Consider the following 16,579-nt stretch of genomic DNA (forward strand, 5'->3'; position numbering starts at 1 on the left):
TGTTTGGCCTTTTTTCATGATATAATTTGAAATTAGACTGTGTGGAAAAACAGAGGTGAGTGATGTGTTTGACCGGTTGGAAGCTGTCGAACAACGGTATGAGAAGCTGAATGAACTTTTAATGGATCCGGAAGTCATCAATGATCCGAAAAAACTGCGCGATTATTCGAAAGAGCAGGCTGATTTGGCGGAAACGGTGCAAACGTACCGTGAATACAAATCGGTTCGCGACCAACTCGCGGAAGCGAAGGCGATGCTTGAGGAAAAGCTCGATCCGGAGCTGCGGGAGATGGTGAAAGAGGAAATTGACGAGCTGGAAGAACGGGAAGAGGCGCTTGTTGAAAAGCTGAAAGTGCTGCTTTTGCCGAAAGACCCGAACGATGAGAAAAACGTCATTATGGAAATCCGCGCGGCCGCCGGCGGTGAAGAGGCAGCGCTGTTTGCCGGCGACTTGTACCGGATGTATACGCGCTATGCGGAATCGCAAGGGTGGAAGACGGAAGTGATCGAAGCGAGCCCGACCGGCCTCGGCGGCTATAAAGAAATCATTTTTATGGTCAACGGAAAAGGCGCATATTCGAAGCTCAAGTTTGAAAACGGCGCGCATCGCGTCCAGCGCGTCCCGGAAACGGAGTCAGGCGGGCGCATCCATACGTCGACGGCGACGGTCGCCTGCCTGCCGGAGATGGAAGAAATCGAAGTCGAAATCAATGAAAAAGACATTCGCGTCGACACGTTCGCCTCAAGCGGACCGGGTGGGCAAAGCGTCAACACGACAATGTCGGCCGTGCGCCTCACCCATATTCCGACCGGCATTGTTGTCACGTGCCAAGACGAAAAATCGCAAATCAAAAACAAAGAAAAAGCGATGAAAGTATTGCGCGCCCGCATTTATGACAAGTACCAGCAAGAAGCGCGCGCCGAATATGACCAAACGCGCAAGCAGGCAGTCGGCACCGGCGACCGTTCCGAGCGCATCCGGACGTACAACTTCCCGCAAAACCGCGTCACGGACCACCGCATCGGATTGACGATCCAAAAGCTCGATCAAGTGCTCGATGGCCACCTCGACGAAATTATCGAGGCGCTCATTTTGGACGATCAGGCGAAAAAATTGGAGCAAGCGAACGATGCGTCGTAACGTCCACGAAGTCCTCGCCTGGGCTTCTTCTTTTTTGCGCGCCCATGGAAAAGAAGAACGGGCGGCGGAGTGGCTGCTGTGCCATCATTTGGCCGTCGATCGGGCCGGGCTGTTCGCCCGCTGGCGGGAGCCGGTTGAGGAAGCGTTGTACGAACGGTTTGCGGCCGATGTGCGTCGCCATGCGATGGAGCATGTGCCGATTCAATATTTGATTGGCTATGAATGGTTTTATGGCCGGCCGTTTCTCGTCAACCGCCACGTGTTGATCCCACGTCCGGAAACGGAAGAGCTTGTACTCGGGGTGCTCGAGCGCCTTCCCCGCCTGTTTGCCGGCCGCCGACGGATCGATGTCGTTGATGTCGGCACCGGCAGCGGGGCGATCGCCATCACGCTGGCGCTTGAAAACGAGCGGCTGTCCGTGACCGCCACCGACATTTCCAAAGAAGCGCTCGCTGTCGCCAAGGAAAACGCCGAACGGCTTGGCGCGCGCGTCGCATTTCGATGCGGCGATTTGCTGCAGCCGTTTATACAAGGCGGACAGACGGTTGATGTTGTCGTGTCCAACCCGCCGTACATCCCGGAGATGGATGCGGCGGTCCTTTCGCCTGTCGTAAAAGAGCATGAGCCGCATACGGCGCTGTTTGGCGGCCGCGATGGGCTTGACTTTTACCGCCGCTTTGCCCGCGAGCTCCCGCTTGTGCTCGGTGTCCCTTCGCTCGCGGCATTTGAAATCGGCGCCGGGCAGGGAAAAGCGGTGGCGGCGCTCTTGGCTGCAGCGTTTCCAGATGCTGAGATTGAGGTCGCCGTTGATTTGAACGGCAAAGAGCGGATGGTATATATGACAAGAAAAAAATTAGATTGATAGGTTTAAAATGAAGCGGCGCCGTCCACAATGGAAGATGAAAGGACGGTGCCGATCATGGTGATCAAGGGACATTCGCTCGCGATTTGTTTATATATCACTCTATTAATCACAGGTGTGCTCATTAACTTGTACGGCCAGCAGACGAACGCCGGGGCAAACGCCGTTGTCGCCATTCCCGATGAGGCGATTCGCCTGCGCATCTTGGCGAACAGTGACGCCGACAAAGATCAACAGCTAAAGCGAAAAGTGCGCGATGCGGTCAATGCGCAAATCAACGGCTGGGTGGCGGAGCTTACGTCGGTGGACGAAGCGAAGCGCGTCATCCGCTCGCACTTGCCGGAGATCGAGCAAACAGTCGCCCGCGTGCTTCGCCAAGAGCAAAGCAGCCAGTCGTACCATGTGCAGTTTGGCTCAGTTCAGTTTCCGACGAAAGTGTACGGCAATTATGTGTATCCAGCCGGCACGTATGATGCCCTTCTCATTACGCTCGGGGAAGGAAAAGGGGCAAACTGGTGGTGCGTCTTGTTTCCACCGCTTTGTTTTCTCGATTTTTCCAACGGCGATGCGGTCATGATGGCGGCGAACCGATCGCCTGCCGGAAAGAATGAACCGGTGTCGGCTGAGAGCGCCCGGTCAATGGAAGCCGGGTCGACGCAAAACAGCGAGGCCGTCGAAGCGGAAGCTGAGGCGATGCGAAGCGGAGAGCAGGCCATCGAGCAGGACGAACCGAAAGAGGAGAGGGATGCGATGGCGGAAACCGAAGATCGCGCCGCTTCGTCCATCCATGCGGATGGCGAGAAGGACAAAGGGGACACGGATGGTCAAGAATCGTCCTTCGTCGTCATGGCCGAGCCGGAACAGCAGGTGGAAGTCAAATTTTTCTTCAAAGAATGGTTCAGCCATCTCATTCCATAAGCATCTATCCACAAAGTTATCCACAAAAACAACAAGTTTATTCACAATTTGTGAATAACTGTGGGAAGAAATCGGGCGGCGATCTGACGCTTGTAAAAAATCCGCCATTTTCAAGATGAATCACGGCGATGGAGAAGGTGAAACGAGTGAAAACACGTGTTTGGATTGTGGATAATATTGTGGATAAACAGCAAGTTTATCCACAAATACGAGAGGCGGCCGAATGGCTGCGGGCGGGGGAAGTAGTCGCGTTTCCGACCGAAACGGTGTACGGTTTAGGAGCGGATGCCGCCAATACGGCGGCAGTGGAGAAAATTTTTGAAGCCAAAGGGCGGCCAAGCGACAACCCGCTCATCGTCCACGTCGCCAGTCGTGCGCAAGCGGAGGCGGTCGCCACGCCGCTTCCGCCAGTGGCTGAGACGTTAATGGAGCGGTTTTGGCCGGGGCCGCTCACCCTCGTTTTGCCGAAACGAGCGGGGGCCGTGTCCGAGCGAGTGACGGCCGGGCTGCCGACGGTGGCGGTGCGCATGCCGGACCATCCGCTCGCCCTCGCCTTGATTGAAGCGAGCGGTCTGGCGCTTGCCGCTCCAAGCGCGAACCGCTCCGGCAGGCCGAGCCCGACGACAGCCGCGCATGTGCTCGCGGACTTAAACGGGCGAATCGCTGGGGTGATTGACGGCGGTCCGACGGGCATTGGCGTGGAATCGACCGTGCTCGACTGCAGCGGGGACGTGCCGGTGATTTTGCGTCCGGGCGGGGTGACAAAAGAAATGTTAAGCGAAGTGATTGGTCATGTCGCCGAGGCGGCCGGCGGCGGGGACGAACAGGCAGCGCCGAAAGCGCCCGGCATGAAATATACGCATTATGCCCCGAAAGCGCCGCTTTGGATTGTCGCCGGCCCACCGGCGTTTTTGCAGCAGCTCGTGGACGAAAGCCGGGCGGAAGGGAAAACGGTCGGCGTGTTGACGACCGAGGAAAACAAGGACCGGTATGCGGCCGATGTCGTGCTGCCGTGCGGAACGCGCCGCGAGCTGACGACCGTCGCCCATCGCCTGTACGACACGCTGCGTCGGTTTGATGAAACGAATGTCGATCTCATTTACAGCGAGGCATTTCCGGAAGAAGGCCTCGGCGCGGCGATTATGAACCGGCTGCGCAAAGCGGCCGGGGGGCGCGTGATCAGCGGCTAGATGATGGATGACGCGGCCGGCAGGCGAGAAAAAGCGACGCCGCCGGGCTGAACCGGCAACAAAACGGAGACGGTTTGGGGCGGTCTATCTTTCATCCGCGCGGCTCGCAACAAAATGGAGACGGTTTTCAAGGGCGGTTGCAACGGCCTTTGGAAATCGTCGTTTTTTTGTCCATCGCTGCTTTGCCGGGCTGCGGCCGTTCCGTGGGCGTGCAGGGCGGGACAACGCCGTCATTCGCCTTTGGGTTGGCAGGAAGCGGCTGGGCCACGCGCCGCTTCTAAAGAGCTCCGGACGCGCATATGCTAGCAGTAAGGCCAGTCCGGGAGGGAAGAGAAATGGGCGCGTTAATCGGCGAGATCATCGCCCTGTCGCTGATGGCGCTGGCGTTAGGGATGGATGCTTTTTCGGTTGCCCTAGGGATGGGGCTGCTGCGCCTTCGGCTCCGGCAAATTTTTTATATCGGGGTGACGATCGGGTTATTTCATATTGTAATGCCGCTAATCGGCATGTTGGTCGGCCGTTTGTTGTCGCGCGAGTTTGGAAGCATCGCGACATATGCGGGCGGGGTGCTGCTGTTATGGCTTGGCGGGAAAATGATCATCGCCTCGTTCCGGAGGGACGATGGCTCGCCGCTGTTTCCGCGTGGGGTGGGGTTGCTTTTTTTTGCGTTCAGCGTCAGCCTAGACAGCTTTTCCGTCGGGCTGAGCCTCGGCATTTTCGGAGCGCGGACGATGGTGACGATTTTGCTGTTTGGTCTGTTCAGCATGGTGCTGACATGGCTTGGGCTTTTTGTCGGCCGCCATTTTCAACAATGGCTCGGCTCGTACAGCGAAGCGCTCGGCGGCAGCATTTTGCTCGCGTTCGGGCTCAAGTTGCTTTTTCTATAAACGGCGGCAGGCGGTTTTCCTTCAGCGAAAAAAGGCGGACTGCCTGCTTTTTTGCGCCTCTTCGCCAAAAAGTTGCGCTTGCTTTTTTCTGAACAATACCCTATTTACGCTTGTAAGGAAAAATCAACACTTTTTGCCGATCCTTGCGCAGAAAACCGCATTGCTTGTCAAGTACGTGTTGCGTTGAAGAGCTTTTTTTGCTCTTTTCCCTATGGTATATTGATGGTAAGTCATTGATATGAAGAGGTGGTTGTATGCCATATCGCATTTTGTTCGTTTGCACGGGCAATACATGCCGGAGCCCGATGGCCGCTGCGCTGCTGGAGAATAAGCAGCTGCCAGGCGTCGAGGTGAAATCGGCCGGCGTGTTTGCGGCGGAAGGGAGCGAGGCGTCGGTTCACGCCAAGACGGTGTTGAAGGAAAAAGGAATCGAAGCGGCCCACCGCTCCTCGCAGCTGAAAAAAGAGCATATCGACTGGGCGACGCACGTGCTGGCGATGACATCCGGCCATAAAGACATGATCGTCGAGCGTTTCCCAGAAGCGAAGGACAAAACGTTTACGTTGAAGCAGTTCGTCTCGGGAACAGACGGCGACATCGCCGATCCGTTCGGCGGCCCGGTCGAGGCGTACCGGGCGGCGCGCGATGAGCTGGAGACGCTCATTGACCGCTTGGCGGAAAAGTTGCAAACAGAACAATGAGGTAAAGAAGTGAGGGGAAACACAAATGGGGGGGACAAGTCGTAAGTTCAGTTTGCGCCTGAAGCTCATCGTTTTTACGACAGCGTTGGCGCTGATCACGTATTCAACGAGCGCCTTTTTCTTGTACGTTTTGTATGATCAGTGGTTCGCCTCATGGAACAAAAGCGTGTTCACGATGATCGTGCTGCTCCTTGGCATCTTTTGGTCCGGAGTGCTTGCCTATTTGGCCGCTGGCTGGATTACAAGGCCGCTGCAACGGCTCGAGGAAGCGGCGGCAAAGGCGACAGAAGGGCATATCGATGAGGATGTTCCGCTGCCCTCTTCCCATGATGAAATCCGCTCGCTGGCTGTCGCGTTCAACCGGATGCTCGGCCATTTGCGCGCCGTCGTCGCCAATGTGGAAGAGAGCGCAGCGCGCACGACGGAAAAGACAGCGGAAATGAGGCAGGCGTCCGAAACAGCGTCAAGCCGTGCACGCGATATTGCAGCGACGATTGACGACATTTCCAAAGGGGCGGCGTCTTCGGCCGAGGCGATCCAAGAAGCGGCTGCGGCGGCCGAGGATGTGCTTGCTATCGCCGTGCAAGTCAAAGAAACAGCCGAGCGAGCGGAACAGTCGGTATATGGGATGGCCGAAACGTTGAAGGCAAGCCGCGATATCACCGATTCGCTCATTAGCGGCATCGATCAGCTGGCTGACGATCAAGAACGGTCGCGGGCGGCTGTCAAGCAGCTCGAAGCACACGCCAATCAAATCGGCAACATTACGTTGCTTGTCGCGGACATCGCCGAACAGACGAACTTGCTTGCGCTCAATGCTTCCATTGAGGCAGCCCGCGCCGGCGAGCACGGCCGGGGGTTTGCCGTTGTCGCCGAGGAAGTGCGCAAGCTGGCGGATGAGAGCGCCAAGGCGGTCAAGAAAATCGCGGAACTGGTCGGCAACATTCAAAATGAAGTCGCCCGTGTGGTGGCGCAAATGGACAAGCAGGTGGCTGCTGCCAACGCTGAGGCGGCGAAAGGGGAGCGCACGAATGAGGCCATTGCGGCCATGGCGGCCTCAGCTGATGAAGTGATCCGCGCCGTCCATGACATCGCTGAGCTGGCGAAGCGTCAAATGGGGCATATGGAGCGGGCCGCGGCGCAAACGCAAGAAGTGGCGGCGATTGCTGAGCAGACGTCCGCCGGCGCGCTCGAAGTGGCGGCGGCGACCGAGGAGCAGGCTGCATCGATCAACGATGTGCATAAACTGGCTGGCGAGTTGGTGGAACAGGCCGAACAATTGCAGGCGGCTGTCGCCCGGTTTCGCACCCGTTGATGCACAGGCAAATATGATTTATCGAAAGGAGGAAGGGCGATTCCTCCCTGGCTTTCGCTATCACGGCGAAGCCTAGGGTTCCTCGCCCGAACGTGATGAAAGTTGCGATTGCTTCTGACCATGGTGGAGTTCGCATTCGTGAGGAAATTAAAGCACTGTTGGATGAAATGGGAATCGAGTACACCGATTTCGGCTGCGATTGCGAAACATCGGTCGATTATCCGGATTACGCGCTCCCTGTCGCGGAAAAAGTGGCGCGCGGCGAATTTGACCGCGGCATTTTGATTTGCGGCACCGGCATCGGCATGACGATCGCCGCCAATAAGGTAAAAGGAGTGCGCTGCGCTCTTTGCCATGACGTCTACAGCGCCAAACTGACGCGCATGCATAACGACAGCAACATCCTCGCGATGGGCGAGCGCGTCATCGGGCCGGGATTGGCACGCGAAATTGCCAAAGCGTGGCTCGAAACGGAATTTGAAGGCGGCCGCCACGCGCGGCGGATCGGCAAAATCGCCGAGTATGAAAACGGACGCTAAGAAACGGTCGAGGCTTGGCTGTTTGGGCGGAATGAGCGGGCGTTTGCAGCGCGCCCGAAGAGAAGGAGGGGGAACATGGACGCACGATTGACCGAATGGCAGCAGCAATGGCAAACGATTTTGCGCGAATTTCGCCGGCAGGCGCCGCTTGGCCGCGGCCAGATCGTGGTGGTCGGCTGCAGCACGAGCGAAGTGCTCGGTGAACGAATCGGCACCGCCGGGTCGACGGATGTGGCAGCCATGTTGTTTGCTGAACTTGATGCATGGCGGCGCGAAACGGGGATCGAGCTCGCCTTTCAATGTTGCGAACATTTGAACCGGGCGCTCGTCGTCGAACGGGAAACGGCGCGTGTCCATGGCCTCGAGATCGTGTCCGTCATCCCAGTGCCGCAAGCGGGCGGAGCGATGGCCGCCTACGCCTATCGAAAGTTCGCTGACCCGGTCGTTGTCGAGGCGATTCGCGCCGATGCCGGCATTGACATCGGCCATACGCTCATCGGTATGCATTTGAAGCCGGTTGCCGTCCCAGTGCGTGTTTCGGTGAAACATGTCGGCCATGCGTACGTCACGCTGGCGAAGACGCGGCCAAAGCTGATCGGCGGCGCCCGCGCCGTCTATACGTTAGAAAACCCGAACGATTTCTGTTCTTTCTAACAATTTCATTCATTTTTCCTTTGAACTTGCCTAGCTGAAGCTGATAAAATAAAAACGAATATTCACTGATTTCGCATAAGGGGGAGCTATTGATGAACTACTTGCCACAACAAGATCCGCAAGTGTTTGCGGCCATTGAGCAAGAGCGGAAACGGCAGCATGCCAAGATTGAGCTCATCGCCTCGGAAAACTTTGTCAGCCGCGCGGTGATGGAAGCGCAAGGATCGGTGCTGACGAACAAATACGCGGAAGGCTATCCGGGCCGCCGCTATTATGGCGGCTGCGAGTACGTCGACATCGTCGAAGAGTTGGCGCGCGAGCGGGCGAAGCAATTGTTCGGGGCGGAGCATGCGAACGTCCAGCCGCATTCGGGGGCGCAGGCGAACATGGCCGTTTATTTCACCGTTCTTGAGCACGGCGACACGGTGCTTGGCATGAATTTGTCGCACGGCGGCCATTTGACGCACGGCAGTCCAGTCAACTTCAGCGGTGTGCAATACAACTTTGTCGCATACGGCGTCGACCCGGAAACCCATGTCATCGATTATGACGACGTGCGCGAGAAAGCGCGCTTTCATCGGCCGAAGCTGATCGTCGCCGGCGCGAGCGCCTATCCGCGCATTATCGATTTCGCCAAATTCCGGGAAATCGCCGATGAAGTCGGCGCCTATTTAATGGTTGACATGGCCCATATTGCCGGTCTTGTTGCGGCAGGTCTCCATCCGAACCCGGTGCCGTACGCCCATTTCGTCACGACGACGACGCATAAAACGTTGCGCGGCCCGCGCGGCGGGATGATTTTATGCCAGGAGCAGTTCGCCAAACAGATCGACAAAGCCATTTTCCCTGGCATTCAAGGCGGGCCGCTGATGCATGTCATTGCCGCCAAGGCGGTGGCGTTCGGCGAAGCGTTGCAGGACGACTTTAAAGCGTACGCGAAGCGCGTTGTCGATAACGCCAAACGGCTTGCCTCCGCCCTGCAAAACGAAGGGTTCACCCTCGTATCCGGCGGCACGGACAACCATTTATTGCTTGTCGATTTGCGCCCGCAGCAGCTGACCGGAAAAACGGCGGAAAAAGTGTTGGATGAAGTTGGCATTACAGTGAATAAAAACACCATTCCGTACGATCCGGAAAGCCCGTTTGTCACGAGCGGCATTCGCATCGGCACGGCTGCGGTGACGACGCGCGGCTTCGGATTGGAAGAGATGGACGAAATCGCCGCGATCATCGGCCTTGTGCTGAAAAACGTCGGCAGCGAACAAGCGCTTGAGGAAGCGCGCCAACGCGTCGCCGCTTTGACGGAAAAGTTTCCGCTCTATCAAGACTAAGCGCCGCCGCTTCGTCCGAAACCGTACGGTGCACCGCCTCCGGATTTGGCGGTGCGCCTTTTTCCGTTCGTTCGGCAGTTGAATAGGCGCTCGTTTTCCAGTAGAATGTATAGAAGTGTAGTGCATACATACGGAAGAGGAGAGTTGACCCATGGGAAAAGTGTACGTCTTTGATCATCCGCTCATCCAGCATAAATTGACCTACATTCGCGACAAGAATACGGGCACGAAAGAATTTCGAGAGCTTGTCGACGAAGTGGCGACGTTGATGGCGTTTGAAATTACACGTGATCTGCCGCTTGAGGAAGTCGAGATCGAAACCCCCGTCAGCAAAGCGAAAGCGAAAGTAATTGCCGGCAAAAAGCTCGGCGTCATCCCGATTTTGCGCGCCGGCATCGGCATGGTTGACGGCATCCTGAAGCTCATCCCGGCGGCGAAAGTCGGCCATATCGGCTTGTATCGCGATCCGGAAACGTTAAAGCCGGTCGAATATTACGTCAAGCTGCCGAGCGATGTCGAAGAGCGCGATTTTATCATCGTCGACCCGATGCTCGCAACCGGCGGATCAGCGGTGGCGGCGATCGATGCGCTGAAAAAGCGGGGTGCGAAAAGCATTAAATTTATGTGCCTGATCGCGGCGCCGGAAGGAGTCAAAGCGGTGGAAACCGCGCACCCGGATGTGGACATTTACATCGCTGCCCTTGATGAGCGGTTGAACGACCACGGCTATATTGTCCCTGGTCTTGGCGACGCCGGCGATCGGCTGTTTGGCACGAAATAACCCGAAGCAGGCCGTTGCCCGTACGGTCGAAAGAGGGGGCCGTGTCCATACCCATCAAGTTAAGAATTTTGGTCTTTGTGCATCGTCAAAAACACGGTATCCTTTCTAACGAACACTCCACGTTAGAAAGGATTTTTTTCATGGAAAAACAAATGAAAGCATGGATTCAAACCATTCGTCAACTCTTTTCTCCCGAAGAATGAACCCGTCTCGCACGGAAAACAGGCTTTATCCGGCGGCAGCGTTCGTTAACGGCGGAAGCCTTTCTGACTCTCTGTGCATGGGGATGTTTCAAGCTCGGATGTATTGGCATCAAAAGGAAGACATTGAAATCAGTGAACGGAAAGCGCTCGATCTTCTCCAATCGTATTGGCACCAGTTGCTTTTGCGTTCGCATATGGCGGAAATCAACCTTTTCTCTCTCCTTTCCCTGTTACGAAAACATGCCAAGAAAGGTCGAAGGAAAGGGGAAGAAACGGCATCAGATATCTTAACGAAATTAGAGATATGGTAGAATTAGATATGGATATAAATACCAAATACCCCTCTTCTGGAGGGGTATTTGGTATGCCCAATAATGGATGTGATCCCCATCATTCACTGCGGGGATGAACACGAGTATCGTCTTAAAAATTTTATACCGCTAAACTTGACGGGTGTGGGGGCCGCGTCCAAACGGGGCCCCCTCTTTCGACATCGAAACAGGGACGCGTCCAGAGTGAGTCGGTTGCTGTAGGCAGGGAAGTGTCCAAAAAAATATATCATTATACACCATTTTTGTGAAAAGAAAATGAGGAATTGTCCCAAATTATTAATATTTACTCTGTGTGAATGATGTTTTATGTGGGAACACATTGACATGGACCAAGCGGTATTGTATGCTTACAATAGGTAGATGCTTACAATTAGGTAGATTGAGAAGGTTTTCACTGTCGGAAATGATCTCTGGTCTAAACGGGCGAGGTATGGTAACCATTATGAAAAAAAATAACCGTCATCCTTTTCGGGCCATCGGCTTGATGTCAGCGATCACATCACAGCTAGTCGGCTGTACATTAGTTGGTTTATTTGGCGGCAGATGGGTTGACCGACAATTGGACAGTGAACCGCTTTTCCTTGTTATTGGTTTGTTGCTCGGCTTAGCAGCGGGGGTGTTCGCCACGCTGAAAACAATTCGGCGTTTTTTTGGGGAATAAGAAACAATGATTGATAGGATCATAAAACGAATACAAAAGCAATCGTCGGTGCTAATGGTGGGTTATGCGGTAGGATGGATATTGACCAGTTATGAAGCGTGGTTTTTTAGTTTGCTCATTGGAACAGCAACAGGGCTGTACAGCATTCGCTTGCTGGCCCGGCGTGTCATAAAAGCAGGAGAAGCGATGGCCGAGGGACGGCGCCCTCCTTCGCTTGGGACCATGATTCGATTTGCGCTGGCTGCCGCCGTTGCGCTGTTTGTGTCCCGGTATCCCCAACATTTGTCCGTTATGCCGGTCGTCCTCGGCTTGGCCACCCCATATATCCTATTGGTAGCAAATCATTTTTTACATAATGACTAATCAGCTGTGTAGAAAGCGAGGTGAGAGAGGATGGAGCATAAAGCGCCGCTTGTCGAATTTTTAGGCCTTACGTTTAATTTATCTGATATGTTGATGATTACGATCACCTGTTTGATCGTTTTCATCATTGCTGTTGCGGCTACTCGCTCGCTTCAGTTGCGCCCGACGGGGATGCAAAACTTTATGGAGTGGGTCTTTGACTTTGTTAGAGGCATCATTAACAGCACAATGGATTGGCAAACGGGCGGCCGCTTTTTGACGCTGGGGGTCACGCTCATCATGTATGTGTTTGTGGCCAATATGCTTGGACTGCCGTTTTCCGTCCATGTCAACGGCGAACTTTGGTGGAAATCGCCAACCGCGGATGCGACCGTTACGTTGACGCTGGCGGTGATGGTCGTCGCCCTCACCCACTACTATGGGGTGAAAATGAAAGGGGCATCCGACTATTTGCGCGATTACACCCGTCCAGTCGCCTGGTTGTTCCCACTTAAAATCATCGAAGAGTTTGCCAACACGCTGACGCTCGGTTTGCGTCTTTTCGGGAACATTTACGCCGGGGAAATTTTGCTTGGCTTGCTCGCCAGCCTTGGCACGCATTACGGTGTGCTTGGCGCTGTTGGCGCAGCCATTCCGATGATGGTGTGGCAAGCGTTCAGTATTTTTGTCGGAACGATTCAGGCGTTCATTTTTACGATGTTAACCATGGTTTATATGGCTCATAAGGTCAGTCATGACCATTGAGCATTCCTTATCATTTCATTAAGGACTTGAAACATTACTTTAACATGGTGAAGGAGGATCTATCAACATGAGTTTGGGTGTACTTGCAGCTGCGATTGCGGTAGGTTTAGGGGCGTTAGGCGCCGGCATCGGCAACGGATTGATCGTCAGCCGTACCATCGAAGGGATTGCTCGTCAACCAGAATTGCGTCCGGTTTTGCAAACGACGATGTTCATCGGGGTCGCGTTGGTTGAGGCGCTTCCGATCATCGGTGTCGTCTTCTCGTTCATTTACTTAGGTCGATAAGAAATCGATATGGAAAGTGATGGCGAAGTTCGTGTCAACGACCACCTTCGCCATTCCTTTATGTGCGGTTTTGCGAGACCGCGTCGGTGCGATAGCTGTCGAAAGGAGTGAAACGCGGTGTTGTGGAAGGCAAACGTATTGGTGCTCGGCGAAGCGGCGCATGGCATCAGCGGCGGCACGATTATTTACCAATTGCTGATGTTCATTATTTTGCTGGCCTTGTTGCGCAAATTCGCTTGGCAGCCGTTAATGAATATCATGAAACAACGTGAAGAACATATCGCGAACGAAATCGACCAAGCGGAAAAACGCCGCCAAGAAGCGGAAAAACTGCTGGCAGAGCAGCGTGAACTGATGAAGCAATCGCGTCAAGAAGCGCAAGCGCTCATCGAAAATGCGCGCAAGTTTGCTGAAGAGCAGAAAGAACAAATCGTCGCCTCGGCCCGTGCGGAAGCGGAACGGGTGAAAGAAACGGCGAAACAAGAAATCGAGCGCGAAAAAGAACAGGCAATGGCCGCGCTCCGCGAACAAGTGGCGTCGTTGTCTGTCTTCATCGCCTCGAAAGTGATTGAAAAAGAGTTGACCGAGCAAGATCAACGCAAGCTGATCGAAGCGTACATCAAAGACGTTCAAGAGGCAGGAGGAGCGCGATGAACCAAGAAGTGATCGCCAAACGGTATGCATCCGCTTTGTTCCAAATCGCGCTCGAACAACAGCAGCTTGACCGGATCGAGGAAGACGTCCGCGCCGTACGCCAAGCGTTGGCGGAAAACGGCGAGTTTTTATCGCTTCTTTCCAACCCGAATCTTTCTTTAGAAAAGAAAAAAGCGCTTGTTCGTGAGGTGTTCGCCGGCGTTTCTGCTCCGGTGAAAAACACGCTTTTGCTTCTTCTTGAGCGCCATCGCTTCGGCCTTGTGCCTGAACTGGCCGATCAGTTTATCGCCCTTGCCAACGATGCGCGCGGCATCGCTGAAGCGATCGCCTATTCGGCGCGCCCGTTGACGGACGAAGAACTGCAGGCGCTTTCTGACGTGTTTGCCAAAAAGGTTGGCAAAGCAACGCTCCACATTGAAAATATCGTCGAGCCGGAACTGATTGGCGGCGTGAAGCTGCGCATCGGCAACCGCATTTATGACGGCAGCGTCAGCGGGCAGCTTGAACGGATTCAGCGGCAGCTCATTGGTTAACATTTGGAGACAGGGGTGAAAGGCATGAGCATTAGAGCGGAAGAAATCAGCGCGCTCATTAAGCAGCAGATTGAAAACTACGAATCGCAAATCCAAGTGAGCGATGTCGGCACCGTCATCCAAATCGGCGACGGGATCGCGCGCGCTCATGGGCTTGATAACGTCATGTCCGGCGAGCTTGTTGAATTTGCCAACGGCGTGATGGGCATGGCGCTCAACTTGGAAGAAAACAACGTCGGGATTGTTATTTTAGGGCCGTATACCGGCATCAAAGAAGGAGACGAAGTGCGCCGCACAGGCCGGATCATGGAAGTGCCGGTCGGGGAGGCGCTCATCGGCCGCGTTGTCAACCCGCTCGGCCAGCCTGTCGATGGCTTAGGCCCGGTGGAAACGACCGAAACGCGCCCGATCGAGAGCCCGGCGCCGGGCGTTATGGACCGGAGATCGGTGCATGAGCCGCTGCAAACCGGGATTAAAGCGATCGACGCGCTCGTGCCGATCGGCCGCGGCCAGCGCGAGCTCATCATCGGCGACCGGCAAACGGGGAAAACGTCCGTCGCCATTGACACGATCATCAACCAAAAAGACCAAAACATGATTTGTATTTATGTCGCCATCGGGCAAAAAGAATCGACGGTCCGCACCGTTGTCGAAACGCTCCGCAAACACGGCGCGCTCGACTATACGATCGTCGTCACCGCTTCGGCGTCGCAGCCGGCTCCGCTTTTGTTCTTGGCGCCGTATGCCGGTGTGGCGATGGGCGAGTATTTCATGTATAAAGGCCAACACGTGTTAGTGGTCTATGACGATTTATCGAAACAAGCCGCGGCATACCGTGAATTGTCGCTCTTGCTTCGCCGTCCGCCGGGTCGTGAAGCGTATCCGGGGGATATTTTCTACTTGCACTCCCGCCTGCTTGAGCGCGCAGCGAAATTGAGCGATGCCAAAGGCGGCGGTTCGTTGACTGCGCTTCCGTTCGTCGAAACGCAAGCGGGCGACATTTCCGCCTACATTCCGACGAACGTCATCTCGATTACGGACGGGCAAATTTTCTTGCAATCGGACTTGTTCTTCTCCGGCGTCCGCCCAGCGATCAACGCAGGGTTGTCCGTTTCGCGCGTCGGTGGGGCAGCACAAATCAAAGCGATGAAAAAAGTAGCCGGGACGCTTCGTTTGGACTTGGCCGCTTACCGTGAGCTCGAAGCGTTCGCCCAATTCGGCTCCGACCTCGATAAAGCGACGCAGGCGAAGCTCGCCCGCGGGGCGCGCACGGTCGAAGTGCTGAAGCAAGATTTGCATCAGCCGATTCCGGTCGAAAAACAAGTGTTGATCATCTATGCATTGACGCGCGGCTTTTTGGACGACATTCCGGTTAAAGATGTGCGCCGTTTCGAGAAAGAGTTTTACTTGTGGCTCGACCAAAACGGCCAACACTTGCTTGAGCACATCCGCACGACGAAAGATCTTCCGAACGAAGACGATCTCAATCAAGCGATCGAAGCGTTCAAGAAAACGTTTGTCGTTTCACAATAAGGCCGGCGGGGGCATATCGCCCCCTCATGCCTGTTAGAACCCGTGCAGCAAAAAGGTGGTGAAACCTTTGGCATCGTTACGCGATATTAAAACGCGCATCAATGCGACGAAGAAGACAAGCCAAATTACAAAAGCGATGGAAATGGTCTCGACGTCGAAGCTGAACCGCGCGGAGCAAAACGCGAAATCGTTCGTTCCATATATGGAGAAAATTCAAGAAGTCGTGGCCAATGTGGCGCTTGGCGCCGGAGGGGCTTCGCATCCGATGCTCGTTTCGCGCCCGGTGAAAAAAACCGGTTATCTCGTGATCACGTCGGATCGCGGTCTGGCTGGCGCGTACAATAGCAACGTGTTGCGCCTCGTGTACCAAACGATCCAAAAACGCCATGCTTCTCCGGACGAATATGCGATCATTGTCATCGGCCGCGTCGGGTTGAGCTTTTTCCGCAAGCGGAACATGCCGGTCATTCTCGACATCACCCGCTTGCCGGACCAGCCGTCGTTTGACGATATTAAAGAAATCGCCCGCAAAACGGTTGGGTTATTCGCCGACGGTACGTTTGACGAGCTGTATATGTATTACAACCATTACGTGAGCGCGATCCAGCAAGAGGTGACGGAACGGAAGCTTCTTCCGCTCACTGACTTGGCGGAGAATAAGCAGCGCACGGTGTACGAATTTGAACCGTCGCAAGAAGAAATTTTGGACGTCTTATTGCCGCAGTATGCGGAAAGCCTCATTTACGGCGCATTGCTCGATGCAAAAGCAAGCGAACACGCCGCCCGCATGACGGCGATGAAGAACGCAACGGACAATGCGAACGAGCTCATTCGCACATTGACGCTTTCCTACAACCGCGCTCGCCAAGCGGCGATTACGCAAGAAATTACGGAAATTGTCGCCGGAGCAAACGCCTTGCAATAGCGGACTAGCAAGTTAGGAGGGAAAAC

20 protein-coding genes are annotated in these 16,579 nt (G+C 54.9%); all 20 read left to right on the forward strand.

Translation table 11 applies throughout. The annotated features are described in order from the left end of the window. Positions 1-64 precede the first annotated feature (64 nt). The 20 genes from prfA (at position 65) to NSS88_RS09315 (ending at position 16,553) form a co-directional block, all read left to right on the forward strand. Complete coding sequence (gene prfA / locus NSS88_RS09220) at positions 65-1,141, forward strand: peptide chain release factor 1 (RefSeq protein WP_033008402.1); 1,077 nt, start codon at positions 65-67, stop codon at positions 1,139-1,141. After that, on the forward strand, positions 1,131-2,003 hold the full coding sequence (prmC, locus tag NSS88_RS09225; RefSeq protein WP_033017325.1) for a peptide chain release factor N(5)-glutamine methyltransferase: 873 nt from the start codon (positions 1,131-1,133) through the stop codon (positions 2,001-2,003). The genes prfA and prmC overlap by 11 nt, the downstream gene beginning before the upstream one ends. Before the next feature lie 30 nt (positions 2,004-2,033). Next, positions 2,034-2,921, forward strand: a complete 888-nt coding sequence (gene spoIIR / locus NSS88_RS09230) for a stage II sporulation protein R (protein ID WP_341084128.1) — start codon at positions 2,034-2,036, stop codon at positions 2,919-2,921. Between the two features lie 128 nt (positions 2,922-3,049). After that, a complete protein-coding gene (locus tag NSS88_RS09235) occupies positions 3,050-4,111 on the forward strand; it encodes an L-threonylcarbamoyladenylate synthase (RefSeq protein ID WP_044745375.1) in 1,062 nt (353 codons plus the stop codon). A 335-nt stretch (positions 4,112-4,446) separates the two neighbouring features. Beyond that, complete coding sequence (locus NSS88_RS09240; RefSeq protein WP_339239808.1) at positions 4,447-4,998, forward strand: manganese efflux pump MntP; 552 nt, start codon at positions 4,447-4,449, stop codon at positions 4,996-4,998. A 254-nt stretch (positions 4,999-5,252) separates the two neighbouring features. After that, complete coding sequence (locus tag NSS88_RS09245; RefSeq protein ID WP_061580740.1) at positions 5,253-5,699, forward strand: low molecular weight protein arginine phosphatase; 447 nt, start codon at positions 5,253-5,255, stop codon at positions 5,697-5,699. A 25-nt stretch (positions 5,700-5,724) separates the two neighbouring features. After that, complete coding sequence (locus NSS88_RS09250; RefSeq protein ID WP_033008393.1) at positions 5,725-7,014, forward strand: methyl-accepting chemotaxis protein; 1,290 nt, start codon at positions 5,725-5,727, stop codon at positions 7,012-7,014. Between the two features lie 95 nt (positions 7,015-7,109). Continuing rightward, positions 7,110-7,553, forward strand: a complete 444-nt coding sequence (gene rpiB, locus NSS88_RS09255) for a ribose 5-phosphate isomerase B (RefSeq protein ID WP_033008391.1) — start codon at positions 7,110-7,112, stop codon at positions 7,551-7,553. A gap of 75 nt (positions 7,554-7,628) precedes the next feature. Continuing rightward, the gene (locus NSS88_RS09260; protein WP_055358519.1) at positions 7,629-8,207 is read left to right on the forward strand and encodes a TIGR01440 family protein; all 579 of its coding nucleotides are present in this window, start codon (positions 7,629-7,631) and stop codon (positions 8,205-8,207) included. 92 nt (positions 8,208-8,299) lie between these two features. Continuing rightward, complete coding sequence (gene glyA / locus NSS88_RS09265; RefSeq protein WP_053532734.1) at positions 8,300-9,538, forward strand: serine hydroxymethyltransferase; 1,239 nt, start codon at positions 8,300-8,302, stop codon at positions 9,536-9,538. A gap of 151 nt (positions 9,539-9,689) precedes the next feature. Continuing rightward, positions 9,690-10,319 (forward strand): uracil phosphoribosyltransferase, encoded by a 630-nt coding sequence (gene upp / locus NSS88_RS09270; RefSeq protein WP_033017312.1) that lies wholly within the window; start codon positions 9,690-9,692, stop codon positions 10,317-10,319. Between the two features lie 301 nt (positions 10,320-10,620). After that, the gene (locus NSS88_RS09275; RefSeq protein WP_235468594.1) at positions 10,621-10,833 is read left to right on the forward strand and encodes a hypothetical protein; all 213 of its coding nucleotides are present in this window, start codon (positions 10,621-10,623) and stop codon (positions 10,831-10,833) included. Positions 10,834-11,296: 463 nt separating this feature from the next. Continuing rightward, positions 11,297-11,515, forward strand: coding sequence for an AtpZ/AtpI family protein (locus NSS88_RS09280; protein WP_033008425.1), 219 nt, complete (start codon positions 11,297-11,299; stop codon positions 11,513-11,515). A gap of 6 nt (positions 11,516-11,521) precedes the next feature. Then, positions 11,522-11,878, forward strand: a complete 357-nt coding sequence (locus NSS88_RS09285; protein ID WP_033017477.1) for an ATP synthase subunit I — start codon at positions 11,522-11,524, stop codon at positions 11,876-11,878. A 30-nt stretch (positions 11,879-11,908) separates the two neighbouring features. Continuing rightward, positions 11,909-12,622 carry a F0F1 ATP synthase subunit A gene (gene atpB / locus NSS88_RS09290; RefSeq protein WP_015376063.1) on the forward strand — a complete coding sequence of 238 codons (714 nt, stop codon included), beginning with the start codon at positions 11,909-11,911 and terminating at the stop codon, positions 12,620-12,622. A 67-nt stretch (positions 12,623-12,689) separates the two neighbouring features. Beyond that, the gene (gene atpE, locus NSS88_RS09295) at positions 12,690-12,908 is read left to right on the forward strand and encodes a F0F1 ATP synthase subunit C (RefSeq protein ID WP_011232830.1); all 219 of its coding nucleotides are present in this window, start codon (positions 12,690-12,692) and stop codon (positions 12,906-12,908) included. Positions 12,909-13,028: 120 nt separating this feature from the next. Continuing rightward, a complete protein-coding gene (locus NSS88_RS09300; protein WP_183084009.1) occupies positions 13,029-13,562 on the forward strand; it encodes a F0F1 ATP synthase subunit B in 534 nt (177 codons plus the stop codon). Then, complete coding sequence (locus NSS88_RS09305) at positions 13,559-14,095, forward strand: F0F1 ATP synthase subunit delta (RefSeq protein ID WP_061580742.1); 537 nt, start codon at positions 13,559-13,561, stop codon at positions 14,093-14,095. Before NSS88_RS09300 ends, NSS88_RS09305 begins: the two co-directional genes overlap by 4 nt. Positions 14,096-14,119: 24 nt before the next feature. Then, entirely contained in the window at positions 14,120-15,628 is a 1,509-nt protein-coding gene (gene atpA / locus NSS88_RS09310) for a F0F1 ATP synthase subunit alpha (protein WP_033017480.1), read from the forward strand. 67 nt (positions 15,629-15,695) lie between these two features. Continuing rightward, on the forward strand, positions 15,696-16,553 hold the full coding sequence (locus NSS88_RS09315; RefSeq protein ID WP_033017481.1) for a F0F1 ATP synthase subunit gamma: 858 nt from the start codon (positions 15,696-15,698) through the stop codon (positions 16,551-16,553). The last annotated feature ends 26 nt before the right edge of the window (positions 16,554-16,579 follow it).

This window comes from Geobacillus sp. FSL W8-1251, assembly GCF_038005945.1.
In the GTDB taxonomy this organism is placed as follows: Bacteria; Bacillota; Bacilli; order Bacillales; family Anoxybacillaceae; genus Geobacillus; species Geobacillus stearothermophilus.